A 15,757-nucleotide genomic window follows, 5' to 3' on the forward strand; every position below is an offset into this window, starting at 1 on the left:
TTTTTACCTCCTGTTATAGAAATTTATATAACAAACTATAATAAAAATCAAATATATTATACTCTGTAAATATTATTATAATTGTCGCTAGAGAAATAAATGGTGTAAAAGGAATTTGTTTTTTGATATTTATATTTTTAAAAATTTTAATTCCATATAAAATAACAAAAAATAAAAATGCTAAAATAAATGATAAAACTATCACATAAAATCCATAATTATTTCCCAATGCAAAGCAACATAAGCTATAGAGACCTACATCTCCATAGCCTAATCCTTTTGTAAATTTAGCAATAATATAAGGTATAATAAAACCTATTGCCAGTCCAAATATATGACTTATATAGTCAATTTGTACTATATTGCAAAAGATTAAAAAAATTACACCTTGAACTATTATACCACTAACTATTGTTATATCATATACATATATTGTGTAGCAGTCTATAATAGATATAATTATTAAAAATGGAATTAATACTATGTATTGTACACATTCTGCACTAATCCCAAATTTTAGATATATTAATACAGATAAAACTACAGTTACTATGTAAATAAAAAGCATATTATACGAATTTTTCTTTACTCCATCACAAAAAATATATAAGGATTTATTTATCAAATATGCAAAAAATAAGGAAATTATTATTATATACTCCATAGTCTACAGTACTCTGTAGTAGGGTTAATAATAATATTGTCCTTATTGATTACTTTAATTCACTTTTATAAAAATTAAAATTACATTAAATTTAACTATCATCTACATAAGTATAGAAAAGTAAAATTCAAGTAATTGTCTTCCAAATAAAATTGTTATCAATGCTCCAATTGATATAAATGGCCCATAAGGTATAACAGAATTGTATTTCTTTCCCTTTATCTTACTAAAAACTATCACACAAATTCCATATACTGCTCCTACATAAACACTCAGTAAAGCTGTTAAAAGACCATTTTTAGTACCCATATATAAGCCTAACATTGCGAATAGTTTAATATCTCCTCCACCCATGCATTCTTTTTTTATTATAAATTCAATTAGAACTACTATAAGCCAAACACTTCCTCCACATACAAAAGCACCTATAATTGAATCTTTAATTGAAACTTCTTTTAGTAGGAGATTAAAAATTATAGCAAATATAGCTCCAAAAACTAGTATCCTATCTGGTATTATAAAGTGGTCAATATCTATAAATGTTATTACAATTAATAAAGATACAAGAACCAAATAATAAATAGTCGATATAGATATTCCATAAACTATAAACACTGTTAAAAATAAAATTCCTGTAATTAACTCTACTATAGCATATCTGCTAGAAATTTTCTCACCACAATACCTACATTTTCTACCGCTCATTAAATAGCTAAAAACTGGTATTAAGTCCATAGGTTTTAGTCTAGTATTGCAACTCATACAATGAGATGGGGGGCTAGAGATAGATATACCTTCTGGAATCCTAAAAATACAAACATTAAAGAAACTTCCAAATACTATCCCAACTACAAATACATATAAATTAACGACTATAATTTCCATTATAATTTACGCCACCTATCATTCTAGTCATAAATTCTTGGTCGGTACATCTACTAAGTGCCATATCTTTTGTAATCTTTCCATTTTTATAAAGTTCCATCAAATCTTGATCCATAGTTTTCATACCTGCTTTAACTCCAGTTTGTATCATATTTGGAATTTGATATGTTTTTCCTTCTCTTATTAGGTTTTTTATTGCTGGTGTTGCAAACATCAATTCAATTGCAGCTATCCTACCTTTCCCATCTGATGTAGGAAGTAATTGTTGTGATACTACCCCTTCACAAACTGTAGACAATTGAGTTTTTATTTGTTGTTGTTGAGCTGGCTGGAACATGTCCACTATTCTGTCTATCGTCTTAGCAGCACCAACTGTATGTAGTGTTGAAAATACTAGATGTCCTGTTTCTGCGGCTGTTAATGCTATTGACACAGTCTCCGGGTCTCTCATTTCCCCTATTAGAATTACATCTGGGTCTTGACGTAAAATAGCTCTAAGAGCTGAGTGAAAACTTTCTGTATCAGTTCCTACTTCTCTTTGGTTTACTAAACTTTGTTTATGGTGATGGACATACTCTATTGGGTCTTCTAGTGTAATTATATGTTTTTGTTGTGTTTCATTTATTATATTTATCATACTTGCAAGTGTCGTACTTTTACCACTTCCTGTAGGCCCTGTAACTAAAACCAATCCTTTATGTCTTTCAGTAAAGGATTTTATGTTTTCTGGAAGTCCTAGTTTCTCAAAAGTTGGTATTTCTGCTGTTATAGTTCTTATTGCTATCGCATAATTTCCTTTTTGTCTATAGGAATTTACCCTAAATCTTTCTCCAGTTTTTAGAGAAGCTGAAAAGTCAGCTTCTCCATGTTCTTCTATTACTTTAAACATAGATTCCCCTGCTATGTCTTTGGCCATTTGCATTGTTATCTCTGGTGTCAAGATTTGTTCACTTAGCTTTACAAATCCTCCTTTGACTCTAGCTACAGGATTTGTACCAACTGTTATGTGTATATCTGATGCGTTCAATCTTATACCTTGTTCTAATAAATCATAAATATACATAATATTTATTCTCCATATCTTCTATTAGTTTACTTACTTTTTTAGTAATAAATACATAAGGTTATTTTATTACTTAATTTACACTAAATTATCTTTTATTTGTATCTAGTTTATTTTTTTATATGAACTTATGTCATGACTAATTGAAATTATATCTTTTATATTATCGTTATCTGACTCATTTTTCTTGATTTTAAAGTTTACAGTTGCCTGAACTTTATATTTTGAATTTGAATTTACTTCCTCACCTAATCCAGGAATGATTTTTTCGATTTTCTCTGGTTCTATCTCAGTTATTCCATTTTTATCTCCAGTAACTGTAAATTTCATCTCTGTGCTATATCCATTCTCAATTAGATTTAACCAATCTTCTTTTGTCGCATCATATTCAGCTTTATAAAAAGGTATTTTTAAAGATATATCTTCTGTTTTAGCCACCTCTTGAGGTTTTAGTTCTTTTATTCTACATTTTATCTCTGTCAGTGTTTCTCTTTGAAGTTGTTTCAAAGTTTCACTTAATCCAAATGCATCAAAATTTGAAGGTAGCTCTCTGTACATTTCAATCTTGATTTTATTAAACTGCTCTATAATTTCATATAATAGATTCTTGTATTGTACATAATTTTCTGATGTATTTTTTTCTCCTTTAGATATATTTAAACTTAGAACTTCAAACTTTTGTACATTATCAAATAATTTAGCTCTCAAATCATTTAATTCTTTGCTTCTATTTGGAATTTCTTCTATATATTCATTCAATTCATCCCAACATTTACTCCAATTTCTATCAATCAAATCCCTTTGTATCAATTCTAAATATTGTGTTTGATTTGGAATTTCATCTAAAACTTCTACTTTTGACGAATTACGATGAAATATCGTATGCCTATATTCATTCATATTTTGTATAGCTAAAGAAATTTTATCCAAAGCTTTATATGTGTGTATAAACGCATTATCAATATGTTCATCTTTTTCAACATTACCATCTTTTAAAAAGAATTTAAACATCATATCATTTCCTAAAAGCTTTGATTCATAATTAACCATATTATCAATATCTGATTCTAATTTTTGTCGTGTTATATTAGAAATATCACCAGTATTGTATTTCTCACCCAACGCTAATATAAATTTTTTATTTGAATCAATAGAAGAGTGAACCATATTCGCATCACCATCTTGCATAATACCTAATTTTTCTACTTCTATTAGTTCATCTCTTGCTTTCTCTAACTCTTTACAAGCTGTAGCTAGATAATATTTTATATTATTCATATAATTAAGTTGTATTTCTTCAAGATTTTCCTCTTTATTCTCATTTGATACTGTTCTTGAAGTTACCTTATTTTCCTTATTGTTATATTTTTTAAACTCATTATCTATTTTTTCAAGCTCATCATACAACTTTTCATATGCTTTATCAACACTATTTTCCACACATGTCTCTGCTAAATACTTGGCCTGTATACCCTCATTAGTAGTCTTTGTAGACTTTATTCTATTAGCTATTTGATTTGAAAATGTCACCCCAACAATAGAAAGCAATGCTACTACAACCAAAACTAAAACTAACGCCGCTCCTCTTTCGTTTTTTATCTTATTCCACTTCCTCAAAATCTCACCCCCAAGTAAAATTATTTATCTTTAAATATTTCAGTTACAATTTTAACTTCTTTTTTACTTGAATAGTCATTCATGCTTTTCCCTGTTGCAGTTATTTTGTATATTTGACCACTTTTATCCTCTACAATAACCTTTACTTTGTTTGTAATACTTTCCTTGTCAATTATATTGCCATCTTTATCTTCTATTGTTGTAATCTCTTTATATGGAGTATCATACAAGCTCACATCATCCTTGTTAAGTACTTTATCATATACAACTTTATTTGATTTATCTATTAATTTTTCATATTCCACCGTTCCATCTTCTCGCTTATCTATACTGTCAAAATCAAATGTTCCACTTTTTATTTTCTCTCTTAAATTCTCTATTTCACTTTGAACATAATTTAAGGAACTTATATCTGCTTCATTTTTAGTGTTGGCCTTTTCATTAGTATTGATAATATTAAAAAATGCAAATAATATAATTCCCATAATCGCCATAGCTACTAATACTTCAATTAAAGAAAATCCTTTTTCATTACTCTTTTTACCCATATTTTATCAACCTACTTATTTTTTAAATAAATTTTCATTTACCCAATTCTTGACATAACATCAAATGTATAAGTCTTATTATTTAAGTTACTGCTTTTCTGGCCTTCTTGAGCTGATTCATTATAATATACACTTACCGTATAAATAGATTTATCAGCTTGTTTTTCTATTTTAAATGGTGTTTCCTTCATTTCTTTATTGTTTTGAACTAATGGTTGATTAGAGATTATTTCTTCTCTAAGCGCATCTTCAATATTAGTGGTATTTTCTTGGATTCTTGTTACAGAGTATACTCCTGTATTGTTTTTGGTCTCTATAGATACTTCATACTTTACTGTATTCTCTGGAGTTTCTATATTATATTCATAACCGCTACCTGAACTGTTCTTTGTTACATCCTTACAGTTTTCTAAGTCTCTATTTAAATATTTATTAATTAAATTAATATTTACTTGAGCATCTGTAATGATTTGTTGTTTTTTTACTGCTGATGTTATACCATTAAATACTTTATAAGAAATGCTTAAAACTATAGTCAATATAAATACAGCCACTATTATTTCTAATAAAGTAAGACCTTTTTCATTGTTTTTGTACAAGCTCATCACCTATCTTTAAAACCTCTTTGGTTTTATTTTGCACTAGATTTAAATGGATTATATTTTCCTGGTCTCCATGAAGATGGATTATCTGTATCAAGTACCATTGTAGTATTTTCTTTCGTATACATTATAAATTTAAACGTAGCCTCTACTACACCTTCTGCTTCTGGAGTCGCTACTTCTTTTTTTGTTTCTTTTTCTGTTGCAGCTCTAAGTACACATGTATTACATAGATAACTTGTTGACCTATCTAAAAGTTTGTCATTCTTAAGAATTTCTCCCTCTTTTATCAATGGACAGTCATTATATAAATGCCATTTATCTTCGCCTTCTACCCAATATATTTTTGTATCTTTATTTATGTTCACATTTTTTATTAGATCTTTATTACTTGTTGTCTCTTGCTCTTCTTTTTCTGGTTCTATATATGAAGTCATAGTATAGTCTAATATCTGAGTAACATTTTTTTGTTCTTCTAAATAAGCCATCAATTTTTTAACATTTCTATAGTCCCCTCTAACACTTATTGTTGTTGATATTCCATAAAAATGTTCATATTCTCTAATGTTTCCAACATCATAGCTAGTTAAGTCAATATTATATGTTTTCATTTTCTTGTCTAAACCAATTAGAAACAGACCATCTTGCATATCATATAATAGATTTTTACTTTTTTCATTTAATTCATTCTCAATATTTTTAAGTTGTTTTTCATATTTTGGCATAAGAGCTGTTTTCTCTTTATATGTATTTAATTTTTGTGTAGCTTGTTTTACAGAATTTTTCGTAGAAACATATTTCTCATATTGTGGATAAAGTCCAAAATATCCATAGGATAAAATAGCAAGTAAAATTACAACTTTTATAAGAATTCCCTTTAGACTAACTTCCATTTTAAATATATCTTTTATATCTTTTTTATCTTTTTTAAATATGTCCTTATTCATTAGTCAATACACCTTCTTTCAGGTATAATGTCATATTAAATGTATAGTTGGAATCCTCTCCATTGCTTTTTATACTATGCAGTTTAACATCCTCAAAATAATACAATCCCTTTAATTTATATAAAAATTGCCCTACATAAGAAGAATCCTTAGCATTTCCCTCTATATTCAAAACATTTGGTATCTTATCATATAATGGAGTCTTATCATCTGCTTCTGTATTACTATCAGACTCCTCATTACCATTTAACGCCTCTGCCACATTTACAGTTTTATCTTCATTTAAGTCATTACTATTTTTACTTTCATTATTATTACTTTTTGTATTTGTACTTGTTTTAGCTTCATCATTATTTGTATTAGTTTTACTGTTGTCTGAGCTTTCAGTTTTATTAGTTGTTCCTACTCCTTGATATGTTGTTGATAAGCTTGTCAGTTCAACCCTACTTGGAGTATTTTTATCTATATCATCTAATAGATTTTCCCATTTAACCTTTTTCCCAATTAACATATCATATACCTTTATTTCTTCTGTTTTACTTTGTATCATTTTTTCTATATTTCCAATTTGATAGTAAGCAGATTCAATATTCCTTATTTCATCATTTACATTTTCAAGTTCTTTATTAGCTAAACTGTTTGAAAAAATTAAACATAAATATGGAATAGAAACCACTAAAATAACTACGGGCGCTATCTTCATTACACTTTTTATTTGTTTAGCTTTCATTTGTTTTCTGAGTATATCCATTGGTAGAAAATTTATATTTTCAAAATCTTTTTTACCTTTAGGCTCTATCATACAACCTAAAAGTTCTACAATTGAATTTATATCATCTTCATCTATATCACCAGATACCATATCAGCTATATCCATTATCTCTGTAAGACCTTGAGAAACATAGTTTGAAAATGCAGAACTAAAAGCCTCATAAATTAATTTATTAGAGTACCTTTTCCCCAATATCAATATAGTATCTGTTACCTTACCAAAGTTTCTTGACGAATAGTAATTCATAAGTCCTTTTGACTCTTCGACCACATTTAATAATTGCATTTCCATATCTTTAGCAGTTATTCTTATCGGTATATTATCACTAATAAATAAAGTATCTTTTTTATATATGTTTATAATTGTGCTATTATCGCTTATATTTGTCACCATTATATCATTGTAATCTAAGTTCTTGAGAATTCTTAAATAGGCCGTTGATAATGTATCTATTCTATCCAATACCAAATCAAATTCATGTATTATATCTACAATTGCATTTATTTCTTCCTTTTTTATAGCTCCAATAATCAGATTTAAACTAGCCTCTTCTCCTTCTGACCTATCAGATATCTCACTAGATACTTCATATGAAAATACATACTCATCTGATTCTAAAGCCATCATTTCATCCATTTCTAGCTTCATAAATCCATCTAAATCTTTTTTATCCATCTTAGGCAACTTTTGAGGTTTTAGAATTACATCTCTCGTATTCAAACAAAACACTATGTGTTTTGATTTTAACTTTACATTTTCTAATGCATATCTCAATAGAGCATACTTTTCTTTAGAAAAATCTTGAGCAATATCCTCTATTGAAAATACATTAAAGTTTTTTATATAAAACTTATCTTTATCATGTTTGTATCTGCCTTCAACTATGGATATAGAATCCCCATAATATGATACATAAACCTTATTCATTTGTTGTTTTCCCTCCTACATAGCATCATATATACTAAGCATTGGCATGAATATTGATACAACCAGTACCGCAACTATAATACCAACTGCAATTATTAAAACAGGTTCTATCATTGATGCCATTCTATTTAGATAAATTTCGGATTCATATTCATAGAATTCGGCCATCTGTCTACTTATGTTCTCTAATTCCCCTGTCTGCTCCCCTATTGCTATCATCTGCACTAAAACTGAATCAAAATACGTATATCTTTGTAAGTTTTCTGCTAGACCTTCACCTCTTGTTATTCCATCTTTTGCTGATGTTAAAATCTTTTCTGCCATAGTATTATTTACACTATCTATGATATAATCAAGCCCTTGTACTAATGGATATCCTGTTGATACAAATAGATACAATGCTCTTGAAAATCGTGTAGCCACCATGCAGTTTATCCCTTTTCCCAAAACAGGAATTTTATTTATAACTCTATCCTTTTGAGCTCTACCAACTGGTGTTTTTAGATACTTCTGAAATTGGTAAATAGACAATATAATAGCTAAAAGTACTATTGGCCAAAATGTCTTCATAAACGTACCAAATCCCATAACAATCCTTGTTATAAGTGGAAGAGTAGCACCTACTGTTGTAATTGAATTAATCATCTTAGGTACCATAAATGCTGTAAATATAAAAATCATTATAAATGAAGAAATCAAAACTATTAATGGATATGTAGCCGCATTTCTAAGTTTTTGCTTAACTCTATGCTCACTGGAATAAAATGAAGCCATACTTTTTAATACTTCATCTAGTTTACCTGTAGCTTCACCTGTAGCTACCATGGCACCAAGTAACTTTGGAAACTTCGACTTTGGTGCAAGCATTGAATCAGCAATAGTAGAACCTACTTTTATCTCTGCTACTATACGATTTATTTCTTCTCTTAATGTAACATTAGTTGACCTTCCTGCTAATGTTTCTAATCCAGAAATACTATTTATACCAGAAGACACTATAATAGCAAACTGTCTGCAAAAGTGGCTTATCTGGTCAGCCCCTAAGTCTTTTCTTCTCTTTCTAGAAGATATATTTATATTTTTACTTTTACTTTCTTTGATTTCAAGAACTCTAAGATTTCTTTTTCTAAGAAGACTTTTAGCTTGATTAAAATCATTAGCTTCAATCACATCAGTTTGCTTTTTCCCATCCTCTTTTATTATTGTATACTTAAAACTTTTCATAATATCATCCTTTAATCAGTCATCAAAATTATTCTAATCATTTCTTCTACTGTTGTCTTTCCACCTAAAACCTTTTTAACTATATCCTCTTTTAGACTAACCATACCTTGTTTTTTAGCTAACTTTAAAATTTCTCTTTGATTTGCAGAGGAGTCTATTAGCTCTTTTATTTCTGGTGTAATTTCAAGCATTTCAAATATACCTAGACGTCCCTTATATCCAGTATTATTACATCTTTCACAGCCCTGCCCTTTATAGATAGTTACTGATTCGTTTATATCAATACCAAGAGCCTTTTTTTCTCCAGTATCTGCTTCATATGAAACTCTACAATGCTCACATATTTTTCGTGTCAGTCTTTGAGATATTACCCCTAAAAGAGATGAAGTTATCAAAAAACTTTCCACATCCATATCCAAAAGACGTGAAATTGCTCCAACTGCTGTATTTGCATGTAATGTGCTTAAAACTAAATGTCCTGTAAGAGAGGCTCTAATTGCTATTTCGGCAGTTTCTGTATCTCTTATCTCTCCAACCATTATTATATCTGGGTCTTGACGCATAAAAGCTCTAAGCCCACTAGCAAAAGTAAGTCCTGCCTTTTCATTTATTTGAGATTGATTTACACCAGGTAATTCATACTCTATAGGGTCTTCTATTGTCAATAAATTTCTATTTTCTGTATTCAATTGATTTAGCATTGAATATAATGTAGTAGTTTTTCCACTTCCAGTAGGTCCAACAACTAATATAAGCCCATAAGGGGTATTTATTAACTCGTCATATATTTTAGAGCCATGTTCATCTATTCCTAGTACTTCTTTACTTACCATAAAATTACTCTTATCAAGTACCCTCATGGCTATCTTTTCATCCCTATTGGTTGGCATTGTAGAAACCCTAAAATCTATCGGTTTATTATCTACTTTTAAATATATTCTACCATCTTGTGGAATCCTCTTTTCAGATATATTTATATCTGACATTATTTTTATACGACTTATTACTGCCTTGTATGGCGCAGAGTTCATCCTCATATATTCTCTTAACATTCCATCTATCCTAAATCTAACACGCATGTAATTTTCACTTTGTTCTATATGTATATCACTTGCTTCCATTCTAACAGCATTTTCTAGTATATTATTTACTAGCCTTACTATTGGAGCAGCATTTACATCCTCTTCAAGGATTACTGTTTCTCTAATTCCACCAGTCTTGTTTTTGTTGTATTCAGTCATTGCTTTATTTATTTCTGAATGTGCATAGGCATGACCTATTGCTTTGTTTATATCTTCTGCACTTGATATAAATATTTCGACATCTTTACCTGACATACGTCTTACATCTTGAACTGCTTCTCTATCTTGTGGGTCTGACATGGCTAAACATATTTTATTTCCATCGATTTTGAACGGAAATACAGTATATCTTTTACATATATTTTCTGGAACCATCTTTGTAGCTAATGTATCTATTTCTGTTCCTTCTAAAAATACACTTTCTATATCTAAAAGTTCTTTTAATACACTTATTAATAAGTTACTATCTATAAGTCCTTCTTGTACTAGAAATTCTCCTAGTCTTTTTCCACTATTTTTTTGCTCTGATAATGCCCATTTAAGCTGGTCTTCTGTTATGTATCCTTTTTCAACCAGTTTGTCTCCTATTCTAACTTTTTTAGCCACAAATTTCACTCCTTTACTATTTCAATTATACCACCATTTATGATTGGATATAAAATAAAATAGTATAAAAGACAGGAAGATTTTCTTCCTGTCTTTTTTATTATATCTTTCATTAAGTTTATAATATTTCTTATAAAAATATTACTTTAATTATTTGTTGAATCCATTTCAGCATTATCTATAAGAACTATATATAGAGCCCCATCTTTTACTGTTGAATCTTTTTCTAAATCAGTTTCCAGTTTATTATCTGTGTATATTTTATTTGGTCCTAAATCACTTAATAATTTCTCTATTTGCGCTTTTGTTAATGTAACTCCATTAGCAGGAGTACCATTACCTACCTTTAGTGCTAATTTGTTGTTAACTAAAAGTAATTCATATCCTCCTCCTATATCTGCTTTGTCTGGAAGAGTATCCATGTAAGTCTTTAAAGTATCTAAACTACCACTAGTTGGCATCTTATTCTCATCTGAATAATAAGATAATGCTGCACTCTTAACTGAACTATAATCAGACTCAACACTTGCTACCTTAGCCTTATTTATATTACTAAATAAAGCTGGAACTGCTACCACTGCTAATATTCCTATAATTGCAATTACTACCAATAATTCCACTAAAGTGAAACCTTTTTTATTCTTTCTTAACTTCATTTTTATTCCCCCTCAATTTTATATTTTAAATTAATACTTACTTATAATATATCTGGTTAAAAATCTAAGTAAAATTATTTACACGTACCAACCAGATTTATTCATGACATATAACTATTTCTTTGAACAAAAAAAGCTATGAAAATAAAAGTATCATAAATACAATTTCATAGCCGGTTGCACCACTAACTCAATATGTTCCAAGGTGCCCACATTACAGAACATACATCAACGTTTCTATTTTATTAAATTTAGAATGATATATAACTCATAATAGAGATACATATCCACTTATATTATATAATAGTTACCACATTTTAGCAATACAGTTTATATTATTTATATATACCAAATTTTAACATATTCAAACATAATTTCTGAAAGTAATTATACTATACAAAAAAAGAAACATCTCCCTACAATTATCATATATCGTAAGGAGATATTTATAAATTATCATTTAGTTTTATCATTGTCATTTCCATCCTTTGCTAATATTTATTTGAAAGCTAAAAGCTATTACAATATAGTATTTTATCAAAAATATCTATATATAAACATTCTATATTCTTGCAGTTATGATTCAGTCACAATCACTATATAAATGAAACTCTTCATTTACAGGTATGCTTATTGTGCAAAATTACTTTCTTTACAGTAACTTTATATAATCCAGAACCCTCTCACAAACACTAAAGATATAGAATAGATACTATTTTCAATTCTTATAAATAAACTTTCAATAGATTTTTATATTTACTTTAGATTGTGACTGAATCACTTAATTATTAGGGGTTCATCTTCATTCCTTCCCATTGGAAACACCTCTTTCTTTAATTTATATTTACATAATACTACATAATTCAATTTTTTTCAATACTTTTTCTAAATATTTTTTATATTCATAAAATTCATAATTTTGTATTTTTTATTAAATTTAGTTTTTAATTACTCATCTACATGTTTTACAAGAAACATTTACTTTTACATACACACATACAGCTCCAATAAATTATAATAATACATAAATTAGATATCAAAAAAGAGTTGCTTAAAAAACTTACATCTTTTTTAAGCAACTCTTATAAATCTAATTAATTAAAATAATTTACTTACTGATTCATTAGAGAATATCATTCTTATGGCATCTCCAAATAAAGGAGCCACTGTTTTTATTTTTATCTTATCTATTCTTTTTTCTTCAGGAAGTTGTATAGTATCAAGGACTATTAACTCACTTATTTCTGAATTAGAAATTCTTTCAATAGCTGGTCCTGATAATACACCATGAGTACAACAAGCATAAACATCTTTTGCGCCAAACTCTTTAAGTGCATTTGCAGCATTAACTATTGTTCCTGCTGTATCTATCATGTCATCTAATAGTATAACATTTTTACCTTTAACATCACCTATTAAGTTCATAACTTCACATACATTAGCTTTTGGTCTTCTCTTATCTATTATAGCTATTGGAACTTCTCCATTTAAAGTATTAGCAAATTTTCTTGATCTAGTAACACTTCCTAAGTCTGGAGATACTACTACTAAATCTTCTATTTTCTTTTCATTGAAGTAATTTGCTAATATTGTTCCACCTAGTAAGTGGTCTAATGGTATATCAAAGTATCCTTGTATTTGAGCAGCATGTAAATCCATTGTTAATACTCTATCTGCTCCAGCAGCAGTTATTAAGTTTGCAACTAATTTAGCAGTGATTGGATCTCTTGCCTTAGCTTTTCTGTCTTGTCTTGCATATCCATAGTAAGGAATAACTGCTGTTATTCTTCCTGCTGATGCTCTCTTTAATGCATCAATTAAGATTAATAACTCCATTAAGTTATCATTTACTGGACTATTAGTAGATTGTACTACAAACACATCACAACCTCTTACTGTCTCATTCATGTTTACACATATTTCACCATCACTAAACGTACCTACTTCACAGTCTAGCACTGATACACCTATATAGTCAGCTATTTTTTGTGCTAACTCTTTCGATGAATTACCTGCAATAATTTTAATCTCGCTTCCGCTAGTATTCATTTATGTAACCCTCCTGAAAATTTTAAAATCCTAATGAATATAATTTATAATAATTTCGAGCTAATTTTATTAGCCAAAATAATAAACTAAATAACTACTTACCTTGGTTATCTTTTTGATTCTTTTTTTCTACCCATCCTTCTTTAACAACTTGTCTTTGTCTTGCTATTGCTAAAGCTCCATCTGGGACATCATGTGTTATTGTTGAACCTGTAGCTATATATCCTTTTTCCTCTACAACTACTGGTGCAACCAAATTAGAATTTGAACCTATAAACGCATCGTCTTTTACTATTGACTTAAATTTATTTTTACCATCATAGTTTACAAATACTACTCCACATCCAATATTTACATTTTTACCAACATGTGCATCTCCTATATAAGAAAGATGAGATGCTTTTGAACCATCTTCTATAACAGCATTTTTTACCTCTACAAAATCACCTATTTTTACATTGTTTCCTAATTTAGTTTTTGGTCTTAGATATGCATATGGTCCAACAGTAGTATTATCTCCAACTTTACTATCAAGTATAGTTGAATTTTTTATTTCTGTTCCAGTTCCTATTTCTGAGTTTGTTATAGATGAGTTCATTCCAATTATACAATCTGAACCTATCTTTGTTTTACCTTGTAACATAACACCTGGATATATTATAGTATCATTACCTATCTCAACATCAGATTCTATATAGGTAGAGTTAGTGTCTATTATAGTCACTCCATTTACCATATGAGATTCATTTATTCTTTTTCTCATAATTTCTTCTGCCTTTGATAATTCCACTCTTGAGTTAACACCCATAAGCTCTTCAATAGTTGAACCTGCAAATGCACCAACTTTTAAGCCTTTGTCTCTCATTATTTTAGCAGTATCAGTTAAATAATATTCACCTTGTGCATTGTTATTATTTAACAAATCTAATGCTTCTCTAAGACTCTTTCCATTAAAACAGTATATCCCAGAATTTATTTCACTTATCATTTTTTCTTCTGAATTTGCATCTTTTTGTTCCACTATTTTAAGAAGGTCCCCCTTCTTATCTCTTATTATTCTACCATAACCTGTTGGATTTCCAACTTTTGTTGTAAGAACTGTGGCATGATATTTATTTTCTATATGGAAATCAAATAATTTCTTTAATGTTTCTTCCTTTATAAGTGGAGTGTCTCCACAAAGTACAACTATTACATCTTCATCATTTATATATTCTTTAGCCATTTTTACAGCATGTCCTGTTCCAAGCTGTTCTGTTTGCATAGCTATCATAGTTTCTTCTGCAAGTTTTTCTTTTACTACATCCGCTTCATGCCCCAAAATTACAACAGTATCCTTTACGCCTGATTTTTTTGAAACATCTATAATATGGTTGACCATTTCTTTTCCACATACTTTATGTATAACTTTTGGGTATTTAGACTTCATTCTTGTTCCTTTGCCAGCGGCAAGGATTATAGCTTTAAAGTTCATTGATACACTCCATTCAATCTAATTTAATTTTATTCGTATTATTATCTCAATCAATATACATTATAATACATTTATTTAACAATTTGTATACAACATATACATTATCACTAATAATATAGCACTTTTTTACTAAAAAGTACATATTTTAATGCAAATTCTACATTTAAAAAGAGCCTAAATGTTCGGGCTCTCTCCATTTTTATATTTATTGTTATTCAGCAGCTACTTCCCATTGAACTAATGCTTCATGATACGCTTGTAAAACTGCATCTTCTAAAACTTGTCTCATTTCTGCATTTATTGGATGAGCTATGTCTCTGAAATTTCCTTCGCCTACTTTTCTGCTAGGCATTGCTATAAATAACCCATTGTGGCCTTCTATAACTTTTATATCATGTACTACAAACAAATTATCAAAAGTTATTGACACTATACATTTCATTTTACCTTCTTCTGTTAATTTTCTTACTCTTACGTCAGTTATCTTCATACCAATATATCCCCCTTTGATTTTGACAGAAATTAATTTATATTAAAATTATTATTGTTGGAATAAATTAATATAAACTGTTTTTTAAGTAATTCTATGGACAACTAGGGATATCCTCTTTTTATTTTTACATATTTTTCTAAATATTTTT

General features: G+C 28.6%; 14 protein-coding genes and 1 riboswitch. All 14 genes read right to left on the reverse strand.

Translation table 11 applies throughout. The features are described from left to right. Positions 1–13: 13 nt before the first annotated feature. The 14 genes from KGF48_RS10070 to spoVG all read right to left on the reverse strand — a co-directional run bounded on the left by KGF48_RS10070 (position 14) and on the right by spoVG (position 15,606). The gene (locus tag KGF48_RS10070; RefSeq protein WP_227839018.1) at positions 14–664 is read right to left on the reverse strand and encodes a prepilin peptidase; all 651 of its coding nucleotides are present in this window, start codon (positions 662–664) and stop codon (positions 14–16) included. A gap of 102 nt (positions 665–766) precedes the next feature. Then, positions 767–1,549 (reverse strand): A24 family peptidase, encoded by a 783-nt coding sequence (locus KGF48_RS10075; RefSeq protein WP_227839017.1) that lies wholly within the window; start codon positions 1,547–1,549, stop codon positions 767–769. Beyond that, positions 1,530–2,612: a type IV pilus twitching motility protein PilT gene (locus KGF48_RS10080; protein WP_227829102.1), complete on the reverse strand. Its 1,083-nt coding sequence runs from the start codon at positions 2,610–2,612 to the stop codon at positions 1,530–1,532. The genes KGF48_RS10075 and KGF48_RS10080 overlap by 20 nt, the downstream gene beginning before the upstream one ends. A gap of 105 nt (positions 2,613–2,717) precedes the next feature. Then, entirely contained in the window at positions 2,718–4,229 is a 1,512-nt protein-coding gene (locus KGF48_RS10085) for a hypothetical protein (protein ID WP_227868012.1), read from the reverse strand. Between the two features lie 20 nt (positions 4,230–4,249). Next, positions 4,250–4,777, reverse strand: a complete 528-nt coding sequence (locus KGF48_RS10090; protein WP_227868013.1) for a prepilin-type N-terminal cleavage/methylation domain-containing protein — start codon at positions 4,775–4,777, stop codon at positions 4,250–4,252. Positions 4,778–4,815: 38 nt separating this feature from the next. Continuing rightward, positions 4,816–5,382 (reverse strand): prepilin-type N-terminal cleavage/methylation domain-containing protein, encoded by a 567-nt coding sequence (locus KGF48_RS10095; RefSeq protein WP_227868023.1) that lies wholly within the window; start codon positions 5,380–5,382, stop codon positions 4,816–4,818. A gap of 26 nt (positions 5,383–5,408) precedes the next feature. Beyond that, positions 5,409–6,326 carry a type 4a pilus biogenesis protein PilO gene (pilO, locus tag KGF48_RS10100; protein WP_227868014.1) on the reverse strand — a complete coding sequence of 306 codons (918 nt, stop codon included), beginning with the start codon at positions 6,324–6,326 and terminating at the stop codon, positions 5,409–5,411. Beyond that, on the reverse strand, positions 6,319–8,025 hold the full coding sequence (locus tag KGF48_RS10105; protein WP_227868015.1) for a PilN domain-containing protein: 1,707 nt from the start codon (positions 8,023–8,025) through the stop codon (positions 6,319–6,321). Before KGF48_RS10105 ends, pilO begins: the two co-directional genes overlap by 8 nt. A 15-nt stretch (positions 8,026–8,040) precedes the next feature. Continuing rightward, positions 8,041–9,249: a type II secretion system F family protein gene (locus KGF48_RS10110; RefSeq protein WP_227868016.1), complete on the reverse strand. Its 1,209-nt coding sequence runs from the start codon at positions 9,247–9,249 to the stop codon at positions 8,041–8,043. 11 nt (positions 9,250–9,260) lie between these two features. Next, positions 9,261–10,937 carry a GspE/PulE family protein gene (locus KGF48_RS10115; RefSeq protein WP_227842875.1) on the reverse strand — a complete coding sequence of 559 codons (1,677 nt, stop codon included), beginning with the start codon at positions 10,935–10,937 and terminating at the stop codon, positions 9,261–9,263. Between the two features lie 146 nt (positions 10,938–11,083). Beyond that, a complete protein-coding gene (locus tag KGF48_RS10120; protein WP_227868017.1) occupies positions 11,084–11,593 on the reverse strand; it encodes a prepilin-type N-terminal cleavage/methylation domain-containing protein in 510 nt (169 codons plus the stop codon). A gap of 162 nt (positions 11,594–11,755) precedes the next feature. Beyond that, positions 11,756–11,841, reverse strand: a riboswitch (cyclic di-GMP riboswitch). 850 nt (positions 11,842–12,691) lie between these two features. After that, positions 12,692–13,642: a ribose-phosphate pyrophosphokinase gene (locus KGF48_RS10125; protein WP_227839010.1), complete on the reverse strand. Its 951-nt coding sequence runs from the start codon at positions 13,640–13,642 to the stop codon at positions 12,692–12,694. A 94-nt stretch (positions 13,643–13,736) separates the two neighbouring features. After that, entirely contained in the window at positions 13,737–15,116 is a 1,380-nt protein-coding gene (gene glmU, locus KGF48_RS10130) for a bifunctional UDP-N-acetylglucosamine diphosphorylase/glucosamine-1-phosphate N-acetyltransferase GlmU (RefSeq protein WP_227868018.1), read from the reverse strand. Positions 15,117–15,327: 211 nt separating this feature from the next. Continuing rightward, a complete protein-coding gene (gene spoVG / locus KGF48_RS10135) occupies positions 15,328–15,606 on the reverse strand; it encodes a septation regulator SpoVG (protein WP_003421453.1) in 279 nt (92 codons plus the stop codon). Positions 15,607–15,757 lie beyond the last annotated feature (151 nt).

This window comes from Clostridioides sp. ZZV15-6388 (assembly GCF_020657755.1).
Lineage (GTDB): Bacteria > Bacillota > Clostridia > Peptostreptococcales > Peptostreptococcaceae > Clostridioides.